This window comes from Lacticaseibacillus rhamnosus (assembly GCF_900636965.1).
In the GTDB taxonomy this organism is placed as follows: domain Bacteria; phylum Bacillota; class Bacilli; order Lactobacillales; family Lactobacillaceae; genus Lacticaseibacillus; species Lacticaseibacillus rhamnosus.
This window is the reverse complement of the sequence record NZ_LR134331.1, coordinates 2,142,651-2,159,691: the sequence shown is the minus strand read 5'-3', so window position 1 is coordinate 2,159,691 and position 17,041 is coordinate 2,142,651. Positions and strand designations below refer to the sequence as shown.

The window sequence follows — 17,041 nt, the reverse complement described above, 5'->3', positions numbered from 1 at the left end:
ATCATGCTCGAAAAAAAGTTTTATCATACCATGTTCAGTCACTCTTTCAATATTCCGGTCCGTGTTGAGTATTGGGACCACACGGAAGAAACATATGGAACAGGCGAGCCGACGATCACGATTAAAATGAAAAAAGCGATCCCAGTGCGTTTGCTGCTAAAGAATGCTTCGCTTGCATTAGGTGAGGCCTACATGCGTGGTGACATTGAGGTTCTTGGTGGTAAGCGGCCGTTGCAGCAATTAATTGCGGCGGCCTATGCCAACGCGGACAGTTTTATGCGTAACAACAAACTCATGCGCGTGTTGCCTAAGCAAAGCCACACCGAGCGCAAGTCCAAGCAGGATATTCATTCACACTATGACTTGGGTAATGACTTTTACAAGCTATGGCTGGATCCAACGCTGACGTATTCCTGTGCTTATTTTGAGAACTGGGATGACGATCTGGAAACGGCACAATTAAATAAAATCGATCACATTTTACGCAAACTGAATCCGCAGCCGGGTCGGACGTTATTGGATATCGGCTGTGGGTGGGGGACGCTTATGTTACGGGCGGCCAAGACCTACCATTTGCATGTGGTTGGTATCACCTTAAGTAAGGAACAGTTTAAGCTGGTTTCTGACCGGATTGAAGCGGAACACCTGAATGACGTGGCGGAAATTCTATATATGGATTACCGCGAATTAGATCGCGAACCGTTTGACTACATTACCTCTGTCGGTATGTTTGAACATGTCGGTAAGGAAAATCTAGAAGAGTACTTTAAAGATGTTGCCAAGCTGCTAAAAGATGATGGTGTGGCGTTGATTCATGGGATTACACGGCAGCAAGGCGGGGCCGTGAATGCCTGGATTAATAAGTACATTTTCCCGGATGGCTATGTGCCTGGGATGGCGGAAAATCTGACCCATATTATTGATGCCGGTATGCAGTTGGACGACTTGGAGCCATTACGCCGCCATTATCAGCGGACGCTTGAAATTTGGGATACGAATTTCAATAATCACCGTAATCCGATTCAGCAAAAGTTCGGTTATGAATTTACGCGCATGTGGGATGTTTACCTGCAAGCCGCCGCTGCGAGTTTTGAGGCCGGTAACATTGATGTCATGCAGTATCTGATTAGTAAGGGTCCGTCTGGTAAGGACTTGCCAGCTACCCGTGATTATATGTACGAATAGTGCCGGAAATTTAGTTAACGGTTTATGACACGACAGCTTTGAAAAGGTACCTTCAGGGGTGCTTTTCTTTTATGGAGGAGTATTCAACTTGACGAATATATTAGTGATCGGAGCGACCGGCAATATTGGACTGCCGCTGATTCAAGCTTTAACCAAACGTGCAGACGTGCAACTTTTTGCTGCTGTACATTCGCCGGCTCATGCGCGTGCAACTTTACGGGACTTGCCGGTTCAATTACGCAAATTTGATTTTCTTGACGCCGCAACTTTTGACCCGGCATTGGCGGCCATTGACAAGGTCTTCTTCGTGCGCCCGCCGCAATTAGCAAAACCCAAAACGGACATGTATCCATTTCTTGATGCCTTGGTGCGCCATGGGATTAAGCAGGTGGTTTTCGTCTCGTTACTGGGCGTTGAACACAATCCAATGACCCCGCATCATAAGATTGAAAAACGCATTGAAGCACTTGGGTTGCCATACACATTTATTCGGCCAAGCTTTTTCATGCAAAATCTCAATACCACGCATCGCCATGACATTGTGGCCCACCATGATCTATTTGTGCCGGCTGGACGCGCTCGGACGAGTTTCATTGATACGCGCGACATCGGTGCCGTGGCAGCAACTGTCCTGTGTGATCCGCAATATATTGGCCAAAAGCTGGCGATCACCGGCGATCAGGCGCTCACGTATGCCGAGGTCGCTAAAATCATGACGGCAGTGTTAGGCGTCCAGATAACGTATAGTCGGCCAAGTCTACTGCGTTTTCGCCACACCATGATTGCGCGCGGCTTGCCGAAGAATTATGTGAATGTGATGGTCATGCTGTATCTGATCACGCAAATGGGGAATGCCAAAGAAGTGACCACAACGTTGCCAAAAGTGCTTGGGCGACCGGCAATCACGTTTTCGCAATATGTCCACGATTATCGGCGCGACTTTTTACCGGAAAAGTAATCTTGGCTGCCAAACGCAAGGTCATGAGACACGGCGGAAAACCTTGTTAACACAAAGAGCGATTTGCCGTCACAGAATGTTCAAAGTTCGTCGGTAGTATTAACAACATAGAAATGAGCCACCCACTCATTCCTAAACCCCAACCCAACTTTTTCATTTCTACTCCTCCAAAATAATGATTGCCAATTGGTACCCTCCGATTGGTAAAACTGAGACCCGCAGCTGATGGCCGCGGGTTTTGTGTTGGATTTTAAGCTGAATAAAGTTGGACAGCTCACTTTTAAACTGGGCGAATTTAAAAAGCGGTGCGGTTCATGGTGATTTTTAATCGTACCCGTGGCATAATGGGTCGTTCGTGCGTAATCAATGATTAAGCAGCCCGGATCATCGGATTGTTTGCGCTTCCATTGACAATGCCGCGAACTCAGATAAGATAAGGGTATTATTTCAAACACAAGGTGGTAAGTACATGACGGACTCAATTGAGAATATGGCTAAGCGGTATCAGCCTTATTCGACGTGGACACCAGAGTATGTGGCGAGCTTGAAAGCTGAGGTTGCTGCAAGTCAGTGGCGAACTAAGACGCATATTCAACCGGACACGGGCTTGATCAATGATCCCTGCAGTCTGAATTTCTTTAATGGCAAGTGGCACCTATATTACCAGCAGTTTCCATTTGGTCCGGTTCATGGTTTAAAGTCGTGGGCGCATGTCGTATCCAAAGACTTATTTAACTGGCGGCGGGTCCCGGGTGATTTATTGCCGGATAACGAACTTGATGCGCAAGGTGCTTACACCGGTTCGGCATTAGTGACGCATGGTACGTTGCGAATCATGTACACCGGTAATGTGCGGGATGAGCAGTGGCATCGACAGTCCACGCAATTAGGGGCGGTTCTGGGCGCAGATAGTCGTTTATATAAAGATCCGAAGCCATTGATTGCTAATCCGCCTGCTGGCTACACCCAAGAGTTCCGGGATCCATTTCTATTTAATTATCAAGATAAAACCTATGTCTTAATCGGTGGTCAGCGGGCCGATCACACCGGCGCCATCCTACTATATGAAAAGCAGCCGGATAAGACCTGGCGCTTTGTGGCCCCGTTAAGTATCCCGGACGAGTTTTGCGGTTACATGGTGGAATGTCCAAACATTGCCTTTATTAATGGCAAAGTCGTCTTAGTGTACTGCCCACAAGGCTTGGATCAAGACTTTTTCGAATACGAAAATGTTTATCCTAATATTGCACTTGTGGCCGACAGCTTTGATCCGGAGACTGGCACACTGACCCATCAGCGCCTGCAAAATATCGATAAAGGGTTTGACTTTTACGCAACCCGGCTTGCCAATACCGAAAAAGATGGCACTTTAGCAATTTCCTGGCTAGGCTTACCCGACACGAATTACCCAACGGATGCAGACGGGTGGGAAGGCGTCTTGAGTTACGTGCGCCAGCTGGATTTACGCGATGGTCATGTTTGCCTAAAGCCGCATCCCAACATAGAACAGCTTCGGGAAACTGCTGCTGAGGCCTTACCAGTTGTCAGCCACAATACGGATCAATGGTCAGTCAAAGCGTTGAGCGGTGCGTTCGAACTGAGCATGACGTTAGCTGCCGGCCAAAAAGCCACCGTCCATGTTCCGGATGGCGATCACGATCAACTGTTGATCAATCTTGACTCAGATAGTGGACAAGGGATGGTTCAGCGCGAGAACCGTAATAATGGCGGCAGCTTGCGTCAATTTGGTTTCCCAGCAGGCAAAACGGTCACGATTCGGTTATTTGTGGACGTCTCCGTTTTCGAGTTATTCATTGACGGTGGTTATCGGGTGGTTTCCGGGCGCTTCTTTGGAGACACATGCCCCACTGCCGCACGTGTGAATCCACCTGCTGCGGTTAGCAACGTGCAGGCGTGGAATCTGCGGAAGGGTAATGGCGGGCTATAGGCGGCTTTTGAAACTGAATGAAGCGATGTTAGTAGAAAGCACATCTGATATCAACCATGTCGCCACCATTTAAACAACTTATTTGCGCCAATAAATAAAAAAGCATCAGCCAAATGTCATTCGTGCAGACATTGGCTGATGCTTTTTTGCCAATCAACTGCAGTCATCTGTGCACCGAGGCATTTCATTTGCAGAAGTAATCGAATTTTTTCAACTGTGCCTTGACAATTTTTGAAAGCGCTGTATACTCACAGTATGAAATCGATTCCATAAACAGGAGGTGCGCCATTCATGGCAACGATTAGCGAAATTGCTGCGGCAGCCGGCGTGGGTGTGACGACGGTATCGCGGTACTTGAATCATCATCCGTATATTTCCGCTGATAAGAAGGCGCGGATCGAAGCTGCGATCAAGACGCTGGGTTATACGCCTAGCGCAGCCGCTACCTCCTTGCGCGCCCAGGCAACCGGAAATATTGGCGTTTTGGTCTCGCGAGTCACGAACCCGTTTTTTGCCGGTTTGTTTGATGCCATTGAGCGAACACTGCACGCCCACGGTTACCAAGTCATGATTTCGCAAACTTACGATGATCCGGATGCCGAGGGGCGGTTTTTGAACCAGCTGAAAAGTCGCGAACTCGATGGTGTCATCTTAGCGTCAGTTGAAGCACCGGCGCGGGTGGCGGCAGTGGCTAAAGCCTTTCCTGGGCGAGTGGTCGTGGTCAATGCGGATGTGCAGATTCCCAATGCTAAGTCCTTGGTGTTACCGCACTATCAGGCAACCCGCGATGCATTGGATTACCTATTTGCGCAAGGTCATCGGCATTTTGCTTATATGACCGGTGGCGCGATCAAAAGTGCCCGCCACGGTCAAAGTCGAACCCAAGCTTTCTTTGATTTTATGCAAGCGCGCGGGTTGCCAGTCGAACCTGCCTGGCTGTTTGAGCAGGTGCATTCTGCAACAGAAGGCCAAACGCTCGGACGCCAAATCGCCGCGCTGGCTCCGGCAAAGCGTCCGGATGCTATTTTTACGAACTCAGATGAAGTGGCAGTTGGCGTCGTGGACAGTTTAGTCGCCGCTAACATTGCCGTTCCAGATGACATGGCGGTGATGGGTTATGACGACCAGCCATTTGCACCGTTTGCCCGCGTGCCGCTGACGACCGTCCATCAGCCTGTTGCCGAAATGGCGCAGGTGGCAACGGACTTACTATTAGCCGGACTTGGCCGCGGTGAACCGGCTGCGACCTTAGAACCGTTAACCTTGACGTTAAAAATCAGGCAAAGCGCCTGAGTTTTATTTTTGGCAAATATGGAATCGATACCACATTTCAGAAAAGGGAGTTACGCATGCTTAACGAAACCAGCCGCACATGGTGGCAACAAGAAATTTTCTATCAAATTTATCCGGCATCCTTTAAAGATAGCAACAATGACGGCATTGGCGACTTGCCAGGGATTACCAGTGAGTTGCCGAAGCTCAAGGCCTTAGGAGTGACGGCGATTTGGTTGTCACCGGTTTATCGAAGCCCGATGGTGGATAATGGCTATGACATCTCCGACTATCAGGCAATTGACCCGCGCTTTGGCACCATGGCTGATTTTGACGCGTTGATGGCCGCTGCTAAAGAACTAGGGATTAAAGTGGTGATGGATCTGGTGGTGAACCACACTTCGGATCAGCATCCGTGGTTTCAAGCCGCGTTGAAAGATCCGACTTCACCCTATCGCCAGTATTATATTTTCCGCAAAGGTCATGACGGACAGCCGCCGAATAACTGGCGCTCTAATTTCGGTGCTGGCTCGGCGTGGACGGCGGTTCCCGGTGAAGCCGACATGTATTACCTGCACGTCTTTTCCCCGCAGCAGCCGGATTTGAACTGGGAGAATCCCAAGCTGCGGCAGGCGATTTACCAGATGATTAACTGGTGGTTGGCAAAAGGCTTGGCGGGCTTCCGGGTTGATGCGATCACTTTCATCAAAAAGGATCAGGATTTTGCAGCGATTACGCCAGATGGCAACGATGGTCTAGGAAAAGTGAAGCGGAAGGCAGAGAATCGGCCCGGCCTGGCGCGCTTCCTTAAAGAACTGAACGCTGCTACCTTTAAACCTGCCAATGCCGTAACAATCGGTGAGGCTTCCGGGGTTGCCTATGATGAACTAGGCGACTTCATCGGTCCAAACGGCTACTTTTCCATGATCTTTGATTTCCATTATGCCGATATTGATGTAGCTTCCGGTTCGGAGTGGTTCAAGCAGACGCAGTGGACGCCGAAAATGCTGGGCGATGCGATTGCAAAAAGTCAGCTGGCCATTCAACGCGTCGGCTGGGGGGCTAATTTTCTTGAAAATCACGATCAGCCGCGGAGTTTGAGTAAGTACATTCGCGAACCGGCGTACCGCAATGCCACCGGCGCCAAAGCATTGGCATTATTGTATTTCTGCTTGCGCGGGTGCCCGTTTATCTATCAAGGTCAGGAGTTGGGAATGGTAAATGCGGTTCGCAGCAGCATTGATCAATTTAACGATTTGTCGGCGCATGATAATTATCGGCGGGCGTTAGCGGAAGGTTATTCGGAAGCGGACGCCTTGGCATGTGTCAATCGCCGCTCGCGTGATAATGCCCGCACACCGTATCCCTGGAACGACGAGGCAAACGGCGGGTTCAGCGATCACCAGCCGTGGCTACCGGTGGCCCAACAAGCACCCGGCGTCAACTGGCAGGATGAACAGGCCGATCCCGACTCGGTCTGGCACTTTTACCAAAAGCTGTGCCAGTTGCGTAATGATTCGCCGTTGCGGTCGGATCTGATTGACGGTGATTTTGCGCCGCTTACGGTGGCAGACGAACACGTCATCGCGTACGCCCGCGGGAAACATTTGCGGATCTATGTCAATCTCAGTGCTACACCGGCGACTATCGACTTACCGGATGGCCAAATCTGGCTGAACAATTATCCGGATGCAGCACCAACGTTGAAACCCTACCAAGCGATTCTCATTGAGGTGAATTAAGATGGCAAAAAATTATGAACAAGAAGCAAAAGCAATTTTGAAGTTGGTTGGCGTCAATAATGTTGATTCCGTGACCCATTGCCAAACCCGGCTGCGTTTTGTTGTGAAGGATCGCAAGGCGATTGACGATAAGGCGTTGGAGCAGCTGCCAGAAGTCAAAGGTGTTTTCTATGGTTCCGGTCAGTATCAGGTGATTATTGGTACCGGCGTTGTCAATGATGTGTACGCGGCAATTGCCAAGCTGGGGACCGTGAATGCGATTTATGGCAAGGACGATGCGGACACCACCGCAGCGGCAGGCGACGAACATAAGACTTGGGTGCAGCGCTTAATGGCCATGCTGTCCGGCATTTTCATTCCGATCATCCCCGTCATTGCGGCTACCGGACTGTTCTTAGGATTGAAAAGTGCGGCGACCAACGCTCAGGTGTTAAAGCTTTTTGGCGCTGTGCCTAGTGACATTCCCGCCAGTCTCACCTCGGTCATTTCAGTGCTGACCGACACCGTGTTTGCCTTTTTGCCGGCGTTGATTGTGTGGTCGACATTTCGCTACTTTAAAGGGACGCCGATTATCGGCATTGTGATTGGCCTCATGTTAGTTTCGCCGATTTTGCCTAATGCCTACTCAGTTGCAGACGGCAGTGCCAAGGCAATCATGCTGTTCGGCTGGTTGCCAGTGGTTGGCAGTCAGGGTTCAGTATTAACGGCTTTGGTCGCTGGGTTTATCGGCGCCAAACTGGAGCTGTTCTTCCGCCGTCACATGCCGAATGTTTTGGAGCAAATCCTGACGCCATTTCTAACGATGCTAGTCACGTTTGCCATTATGATTTTAGGCGTCGGCCCGCTTGTCCATGCGATTGAAAATGGAATGCTAGTTGGCGTGCAGGCGGTGATTCACTTACCATTTGGCATTGGCGGCTTTCTGATCGGGGCAGCTTATCCGCTGATGGTGCTCATCGGGATCCATCAAACCATGATTGCCATCGAAACTTCGCTGCTGGCGTCCACCGGCTTGAATCCGTTGATTACGTTAGAAGCGATGTATGGCTTTGCAAACTTAGGTGTGGCGTTGGCAATTTTCCTCCGCGCGCGTTCCGGTAAAGCTAAGGCAACTTCAATGGGGGCATTCACCTCACAACTCTTTGGGGTTTCAGAGCCAACTTTATTTGGGGTTTTGATTCGCTATAATTTTCGGCCATTGATTGTCACCGTGTTAACTTCCGGACTTGGCGCGGCGGTCTTGAGCATTCTCAATGTTTCCGCCAACTCTTATGGGCTTGCCGTGGTTCCGTCATATCTAATGTATATTTACAACGGCCACGCCTTGCTGTGGTACACCATCGTTTCACTGGGGACGATTGTCGTTGCGTTTGTTGCCACCAACGCTTTTGCCATTCCTAAAGAAGTCTTGGCGCCCGATCGTGATGTGGAGACGGCAAATGCGGTGATTTCGTCAACCGTGAGTGACAACAAGGTCTATGCACCGGTCAGCGGCGAAACGCTTGCTTTGAATAAGGTAAGCGATCCGGTATTTGCTTCCGGCATGATGGGCGACGGCTTAGCGATTAAGCCAGAAAATGCCGGCGTCAACAAAATCTACGCGCCACAATCCGGCACCTTATCGGTTGTTGCCGACACGGGTCATGCATACGGCTTGACCAGCGATGACGGTATGGAAATTCTGGTGCACTTAGGGATTGATACCGTTAATTTACACGGTGCGCCGTTCACGGTTGCCGTCAAGGCCGGTCAACACGTCAAAAAAGGCGACTTGCTGGGAACCATGGATCGCGCAGCCATTGAAAAGGCTGGCCTTGATCCGACAACGATGGTGCTAATCACCAACAGCAAAGCCTACGCCCGGATCGAACCGGTTGCCGACACCACGGTTGAAGCCGGCGCCGATCTGTTGGCAGTGCAGCGTGAAGACGTTAAAGTCGAATCGGTTTCACCGGCGTCCTTGTAAAAGATGCTGAAATAAGCCTTAATCCTATCGCCCTAGTTATTGTGACTGGGGATGGGATTAAGGCTTTTTTGATCCCGTTAGTTTAGGAGTGCCGAAAAAACGTGAAAGCGTGTAGGATGAAGGACGTACAAATCCAAAGCTTCATCCCGACACTTTCTGCTTTTTGTCCAATTGCGTGACCAAACACCTGTGATATAATCAGAAAATATCTCAATCTAGGACTCGGAGGACGTTATGCGTAACATTGGCAAATTAGTGGCGCTGGACTGGAAACGAATTTTCAAAAGTCCTTTAGCCTTCTTACTCATCGCAGCGCTGGTCGTCATTCCCAGCCTTTACTGCTGGTTCAATGTCTGGGCGCTGTGGGATCCTTACAGCAACACGCAGGATTTAAAAGTAGCCGTGTATTCGGCGGATCAACCCGCCACTTTTCGCAACCAGAAAGTGGCAGTCGGCGATGAGCTGACGGATCAACTGAAAGATAATAAACAACTCGGCTGGCGCTTTGTCGACTCCAAACAAGCCGTCCAAAAAGGCGTTAGAAGCGGTAAGTACTACGCCGGGGTGGTGGTGCCAAAGCATTTTTCAAAAGACTTGCTGAGCTTCGTTGATGGCAAAATTCACAAACCGAAACTCGATTATTACGTCAACGAAAAAATCAACGCGGTGGCGCCTAAAATCACCAGCACCGGCGCGACCACGCTGCAAAACAAAATTTCGGATGAATTTATCTCAACGGCAGCCAAGACATTGGTGAAAGCCTTCAATAAAGCGGGCATCAAGCTAGATCAAAACCTGCCGATGATTCGCCGCTTCACCAGCTTGGTTACCAATACAAACGATCAGCTGCCAACGATCGAAAAGTATTTGGCGGAAGTCGACCAGTTACAGGCTAAAATGCCAGCGATTCGCGCTAAACTGCAAACCGCTAACGAAATGGCAGGGTATCTGCCCGAGATCAATCAAATGGCTCAAAAGCTGACGGGGGCAAATGGCTATCTGCCCATGGTCCAAGATGCCGGTGAGCTCGCCACGAATGTTAAGGGCAAGCTACCCGAAGTTCGGCAGGCAGGGGCCCAGCTGAATACGGTGGTCACCAATTTCGATCAGCTCGAATCCGGTGTCACCAAAGCGGTTCAGGTAACGGATCAAGGCATCACGGTGGTTAACCAAGTCGATGGCACGCTGCCGGCTTTAACTGATTTTGGCAAAAATGCCCAAGCGGCGGTGGCAACGACCAAAGATGACGTGATTCCCAAAATCAATACGGCCTTGGGTGTGGTGCAAAATGCAACCGACGCCGGCTTAACACTGATTGCGGCTGCCAACACCAGCTTGAGCGCTGACTTAACAACGTTGCAACAACAACTGCAACAATTAGACAGCAGCAAAGACACCGCGGCACTGAAGCAAGCGATGGCGCAACGGCTGACAGCATTGGCCAATCGTCAAGGTAAGGTTGCCGCCAATGCCACCAGCTTGGCAGACACGTTGACCCGGGTGCAGACAACTCTTAATCAGTTAACCGGCAAGGATGATCATGTGCTTGACGGGGCCATTGCTAAGCTCAAAGAAGTTGCCGCGACAGCCACTGCGGTTCAACGCGACGCCGAAGCTTTGGCTAAGGATGTACCTAACCTAAGTACGAGTGAATTGCAGCAGCGGCTCGGCGTTTTAGCAAACACCGCCAATCAATTCGCCGACGCGGCCAATACGCTCAAAGCCCTCGATCTCGGCACCAGCGTCAAGCAGGTTTTGAATGATTTTAAGGCGGCTCTCAACGATGCCAACACCACGCTGGATACGATTAACCAGCAGATCCTGCCATCCATACCGTCACTGCTCAGCGGCACGAAGGATCTGTTGACGCAGGCTCACAACTTTTTGGTCAAAGCGAAAAAGCAGCTGCCGGCACTCAAACAGGAACTTACCGATGCCAACACGCTGCTTAACGGTCACATGGATCTCATCACCAGCGGCATCACAACCGTCGCGGACTTGTACCAAAATGATTTCCCCAGCCTCAAAACCAAGCTGACAAAAGCCACCGACTTCATCAATCAAGATCTCCCTGGCGTCGAATCCGACCTCACCAACACCTTGGCCTTGGCGAACGAAAAAATGCCGCAACTCCAAAGCGGTTTGGATGACGCCCAGAAATTCGTGAAAGACGACTGGCCGACGCTAAAAGAAGCAATTCAAAAAGGCGCCGCGGCCATTAAAAAAGGCGAAAAGTCCGTCGATTTATCCCAGTTAATCAAACTGTTACGCCGCGACGCCACCAAAGAGGCTGGCTTCTTAGCCAAACCGGTTGAACTCAAACAACAAAGCTTCTATCACATTCCGACATACGGTTCGCAAAGTGCGCCATTTTACCTGGCACTCTGTATCTGGGTCGGGGCACTGCTGCTGGGCGCAATCCTGATTACCGAGTATCGACTGCCGCCAACGCTCAGCGACGCCACCGTCAAACAAATGTACACGGCGCGTTGGCTGACGTTTGCCGTCCTGGGGATGCTGCAAGGTCTCATCGCTGCACTCGGCAACTTATTCTTGATCGGCACGTACGTCGTCAACAAGCCGCTTTACCTGCTATTTGCCATGATGCTCAGTCTGGTCTTCGTCTCCATTCTCTACGCTTTAATCTCGCTATTCGGCAATATCGGCAAAGGCATCGGCATCATCATCTTAGTCCTTTCCATCTCCGGTGCAGGCGGGAACTTCCCTGTCGTCTTATCCGGCAAGTTCTTCCAGATGATCAACCCATGGCTGCCATTTACCTACGCCGTCAACCTCCTGCGTGAAACAGTCGGCGGCATCTACTGGCCAAATCTCTGGGTCGATGTCGCGGCACTCCTCGCATTCGGCATCATCTTCTTCCTGCTAGGACTCTTTCTGAAAGCGCCAATTCACCCGTGGATTGAGCGGATGAATGAGAAGACGCGCGAGTCGAAAATCATCGAGTAGTTCGTGCGGGTGGCAAAAGTAAAGATTGTTCAATTGAAACAGGCAATGTTGCTGGTGATCAGCCAGTAGCATTGTCTGTTTGCGTGTGGAAAAAGATATTGAAGGGCGCAGTGTTCAAAAATAGACAGGCAGTAGGCGCGGGCATGGCAGCAAGAGCGCTATACTTTGATATTGATTGGTGTGAAGTTAGGTTCATGAAAGGGCTGGCGATCGATCGAAGGGAAACCACGCGTGCAGCAGCGATGAGCCCTACACGCTGATGATGTTCAGATTTAAGGGGACAAGCAACACATAGCGTTCAGATTTTTAGGCAAAAAAAGTGACGCCCCTTTGTGAGTACGCCACTTTTCGATTCAGTCGCTGATTATTCTGCTTTTTCCTTCTTCGTGGTCACCGTCACAACGAAGGTAGACTCATCTTTTTGATACAGGCGATGAATGTTCTGTAGTAGCAACATGATCCACGACATGGCGAGGGCAAAGGCAATCATCTCAAACGCCGTCAGCGAAAGGTAGTGGACAAATTGGAACAAGATCGCGGCGAAAATGATGATGCCGCCGATGATGTAACTGGTGCTGAGAAATTCGCGTGAGACCCCCGGCAGCAGCCAACGCACGGCGATAATCATCCCGATGAGGAAATAATTCAGAAACCACGCGCTTTGAGTGTGAAGGACATGCCAGATGCCGCGGTTATTCGGAAACAGCCCAACGCCCAGTAACGCTACGGCCGCCACGGTTAACATAATCCGCATCGTAATCAGTCGCCAATCCGTTTTCCGATGCGCCATCAACGGCACAAACAAATAGTCCACCAGCGCAATCCACAGCAACGCCGACACCGCAATCGTCAAGTTAAACTGCCACGCATTCAGCGCCTTGCTCGTGCCCAAGAAGCTGACATTATGCTGCCACCACTGCCGCGAACTGTTCGTCACAATCGCCCCGACAACGCCACCAACGAATGTCGACAAAAACAAAGTCGTAATGAAAGACGTCGAAATCGACAATGCCGAATAAATCATTAGGTAGTTCACAATACTGATAAACAGCAAAAACAACCCCGTCGCCGTATAAATATCAAAACTGACACCTTCAAACATGTAGCCAATCGCCCAAAAGAACACCGACGCCACAAACGCTAGAATAATCGCAAACGCCAGCAACAGCGTCGGAAAAATCCGCCAATACCGCCGCCGATGATCACGGCCATGAATCCGCCGATGATTCTGAACATACGTTACCGCAAACGTCCCCATGCCACTTAATTCACCCAGCACAATCACCATCTGCGCAATCGAATTCTTCCCCGTCATCGGCACCTGCAAAATCTGAAAATAAATAAAGTAAGCCAGAAAAAACAGCCCCGCCAAAACCGTTGGAATCAGGAAAAATCGCAACGAAATCGTCTGCGTCCCCGTATCCGTCCGCTTCGGCCGAATCACTGCCTCTTTATCCTTCAACGTCACCTCAACCTGCTCGCCATCTTTAATATCAAGATCTTCCATAATGGCATCCGGAATGACGACTTGATGTGCTTCTTTAGTCAATTTCTTCTACACGCTCCAACTTGTTTGATGTGTTTTGTTCAGAAACTTACTGTAGCACATTTTGGGGTGGGGTGTGATGGGGAGATGTCGGCGGGATGACAGGGTATGTGATTTTTTTGAAGGATGGCCAGTCAGCGTTTAGTTGACTCGACCATCTTTTTTCTGTTTGAGCTGTTAGTTAAATTACTTGTTGTGCTAGGTGACGTCAACGAAGATTATGCTGAAATCGTTTTGATTGTTGCACGAAAGCGACATTATGACAGATAATAGATGAAGATAATATTAACGCTGGAATGAAGCGATAAAGGTTTGCTAGTTGTGTACTGTTAATAAAGTATGCAGCTGTGGAGGAAGACATGGGGATAGAAAGAAACGAGCTTGCGTTTGAAAGTAAGCTCATTGATCATTTGCAGCATATTGGCGGAACTAAGCAGTGGCAGTATTTACCAGATATAAAAGATGGAGAAGATCTGTGGCAGAATTTCAAAGTAATTCTTGAGCGGAATAACGCTGACCAGTTACAAAAGCCGCTGTCGGTTGCAGAATTTAATCAGGTCCAGGCTAAAATTAGAAACTTACGCTCTCCGTATGAAGCAGGACAATTTCTATACGGTCTAAACGGGACTTCGCAGATTGAAGTTGATCGCGATGATGGTAAACACGTTTTCTTAACCGTCTTTGATCAAGCTGAAGTTGGCGCTGGTAATACGGTTTATCAAATTGTTAATCAGATTCGGCGCCCACCTGTTCAAGCAGGTCGACCAGCTCGCCGGTTTGACGTTACCCTTTTGATTAACGGTTTACCGATTATTCAGATTGAAGAAAAGGCTGACAGTCATGACCCCAAAGAAGCCTTAAATCAAATGCATCAGTATATCCATGAACGACAGTACACGGATATCTTTAGTACGCTCCAGATATTGGTCTCCATGACGCCGCATGATATTCGGTACATGGCCAACACAACAGATGATATGTTTAACCTTGATTTTGCCTTTCGTTGGCAGAGAGAGTCTGATAATAGGCCAATTCGTGATTGGCGCGAGTTTTCCAATCTTATGTTGTCTATTCCGATGGCACACCAGATGGCGACTAATTATATTATCCTCGATGGCACTAAAAATCGGAAAATGATCAAGGTTATGCGTCCATATCAGGTCTATGCCACCATTCGCGTTATTAACAAAATCAGACGGCAACAATTCGGACTTGATCCTAAGGAAGTCGGCTATATTTGGCATACCACTGGATCGGGAAAGACAATAAGTTCATTTAAGGCGGCGTGGCTCGCTTCACGTCTACCAAATGTTGACAAGGTTGTCTTTTTGGTTGATCGAATTGCATTGACCAACCAGACTGTCGACGAATATCGTGCCTATGATCCTGATAGCGATCCCGATGGCAAAAATGGGGTCGTAGCAGATACGGCCAATAAGACCGTTTTGAAGCAAAAATTGAAGACAAAACGGTCTGGCATCATTGTGACTTCTATTCAGAAATTGGATGGATTAGCACGAAATAACTTTAAATTTGATAAAAATGTTGTTTTCATTGTGGATGAGGCGCATCGGTCAACAGCCGGCGAAATGATTCAGCACATTAAAGCCGCATTTCCTAAATCGGCGTGGGTCGGCTATACGGGCACGCCTAATTTTGATGCAACAAAAGGCCCAACAACTTACGAAATTTTTGGAGAAGTCTTGCATGCATATACGATTCGAGATGCAATTGCAGACCACAATGTTCTTGGATTTAAAGTTGACTTTGAAACCACATTGACCGATTCAGCTCTGAGAGAATCGTATTTGCCGAAATACTTTGCTTGGCGATATCCTGAGTGGCCAAAAGAAAAAATTGAAAATAGAATTAACAACATGACGGCAGATGATATGGATGATGCCGTTCTACCATCTGTTTACGATGGCAACCAAGATCATATCCGCTTAGTCGTGAAAGACGTGCTAGATAATTGGCAGAAACGTTCTAACAATTATGCTTACAACGCGCTATTTACTACCCACGTTGGCGGTCAACAATCATCAATTAAAAATGCTGTGAGTTTTTACGAAGAGTTCAAGCGACAGAATGCTAAACGAAAGCGTCCATTACGAATTGGCATTACTTTTAGCATGGACACAACGAATAGTAGTACCCAGCAAGGAACTAATGACGGTTTACTTGAAGCGATTAATGATTATAATGCTGCTTTTGGCGAGCACTTTGATCTAACAAACGTAAGAGGGTACTCAGAGGCTGTTGTGACACGTTTAAATAAAACGGTAGATGATAAACGTTACTTTGATTTGGTCATTGTCGTTGATCAGCTTCTAACTGGGTTTAACGCCCCAGAACTAAATTGTCTATATGTCGATCGTACTCTCAAAGGGGCGAATCTGATCCAAGCTTATTCCCGGACTAACCGCGTGCAGAATTTTCAGACAAAACCGTTTGGCCGGATCGTGAACTACCGCTGGCCAAATCAGTCAGAAAAGTTGATGAAGGAAGCTATTCAGGTATATGCCAATCGTGATTCTGCAAACGTGCAGCTCACAGTGGGCCCGGATGATACATCTGGCGTGATTGAAAAAAGTTACAACGATCTCAAAGATGAAATGAAAAAGATTGTCAAAGAGGCGGCCAGTTTAACTGGAAACTTTACAATGACACCGCCGAGTGAAAGCGCCCAAGAGCATTTATATAATCTGCTGCATGATTACAATCTCACCATGGCAAAACTTAAGCAGGATGACAAATATGACATTGATCACCCTGAAACACTTTTAAGTCAAATTGGACTGACACCCGATCAAGAAATTCAACTGACAACTGTTATTGCTGGTGACTTGAAAGCTAATATTGCCGAAAAACGAAATATTGATATCAGTGATCTAACGCTGCAAATGGAACACGTGAAGGATATTCGCGTTACGTATGATTATATTTCCGAACTGCTGGCTGAACTTGCAAATAAAGTGCATGACAATGATCAAGAAGGTAGTACTGCCACGCGAACACAAATTCAACAGGCTACCGAGCAGATGGATGATGAACGCTATGCAACAAACATTCGTAGCCTAGCAGATGCCTTGGTCAACGGGGAAACCAAGGCGGAACAATATCCAGTCAAAGCTAATGATGTGAAGAGCATGATTACCAACCATATTAACCAGACAAAGCGGTTGATAATTCGTGACTTTAAGCAATGGTGGGGTGTTTCTGATATTCCGTCAGACCGCTTGATTAATCAAATTGTGGAAGAACATACACTCGGCGAAGATGATTTAAATGCCACCGGAGCCTTGAACTCGATTCTCAAAGAGGGTCAAGCAACGTATAAGACTGATGCAAAAGATGAAAAAGTGCGTCAATTGTCGCCGATAAAATTTAGAAACAAATTCCGTCAAGCCTTTGCAGAATTTGCTGATCAATACAAGAAACAGTTTTAGAGAGGAAT

General features: G+C 48.5%; 9 protein-coding genes. 8 read left to right on the top strand and 1 reads right to left on the bottom strand.

All coding sequences use genetic code 11. The features are described from left to right. Positions 1–3: 3 nt before the first annotated feature. The 7 genes from EL173_RS10820 (at position 4) to EL173_RS10790 (ending at position 12,038) form a co-directional block, all read left to right on the top strand. Positions 4–1,185, top strand: a complete 1,182-nt coding sequence (locus EL173_RS10820; RefSeq protein ID WP_005692692.1) for an SAM-dependent methyltransferase — start codon at positions 4–6, stop codon at positions 1,183–1,185. 88 nt (positions 1,186–1,273) lie between these two features. Then, positions 1,274–2,143 (top strand): SDR family oxidoreductase, encoded by an 870-nt coding sequence (locus EL173_RS10815; RefSeq protein ID WP_014571487.1) that lies wholly within the window; start codon positions 1,274–1,276, stop codon positions 2,141–2,143. 469 nt (positions 2,144–2,612) lie between these two features. Beyond that, a complete protein-coding gene (locus EL173_RS10810) occupies positions 2,613–4,091 on the top strand; it encodes a sucrose-6-phosphate hydrolase (protein WP_126298227.1) in 1,479 nt (492 codons plus the stop codon). 291 nt (positions 4,092–4,382) lie between these two features. Next, a complete protein-coding gene (locus EL173_RS10805; RefSeq protein ID WP_005692700.1) occupies positions 4,383–5,384 on the top strand; it encodes a LacI family DNA-binding transcriptional regulator in 1,002 nt (333 codons plus the stop codon). A gap of 56 nt (positions 5,385–5,440) precedes the next feature. Continuing rightward, positions 5,441–7,105: a glycoside hydrolase family 13 protein gene (locus tag EL173_RS10800; protein WP_005692702.1), complete on the top strand. Its 1,665-nt coding sequence runs from the start codon at positions 5,441–5,443 to the stop codon at positions 7,103–7,105. Position 7,106: 1 nt separating this feature from the next. Beyond that, positions 7,107–9,071 (top strand): PTS sucrose transporter subunit IIABC, encoded by a 1,965-nt coding sequence (locus EL173_RS10795; protein WP_005692706.1) that lies wholly within the window; start codon positions 7,107–7,109, stop codon positions 9,069–9,071. A gap of 234 nt (positions 9,072–9,305) precedes the next feature. Continuing rightward, positions 9,306–12,038 (top strand): YhgE/Pip domain-containing protein, encoded by a 2,733-nt coding sequence (locus EL173_RS10790; protein ID WP_005692708.1) that lies wholly within the window; start codon positions 9,306–9,308, stop codon positions 12,036–12,038. A gap of 364 nt (positions 12,039–12,402) precedes the next feature. Here EL173_RS10790 and EL173_RS10785 read toward each other — a convergent pair whose 3' ends face one another. Next, positions 12,403–13,587 carry an AbrB/MazE/SpoVT family DNA-binding domain-containing protein gene (locus EL173_RS10785; RefSeq protein ID WP_005692712.1) on the bottom strand — a complete coding sequence of 395 codons (1,185 nt, stop codon included), beginning with the start codon at positions 13,585–13,587 and terminating at the stop codon, positions 12,403–12,405. Positions 13,588–13,943: 356 nt separating this feature from the next. Here EL173_RS10785 and EL173_RS10780 point away from each other — a divergent pair, with 356 nt between their 5' ends. Next, positions 13,944–17,033 (top strand): type I restriction endonuclease subunit R, encoded by a 3,090-nt coding sequence (locus tag EL173_RS10780; protein ID WP_014571485.1) that lies wholly within the window; start codon positions 13,944–13,946, stop codon positions 17,031–17,033. Positions 17,034–17,041 lie beyond the last annotated feature (8 nt).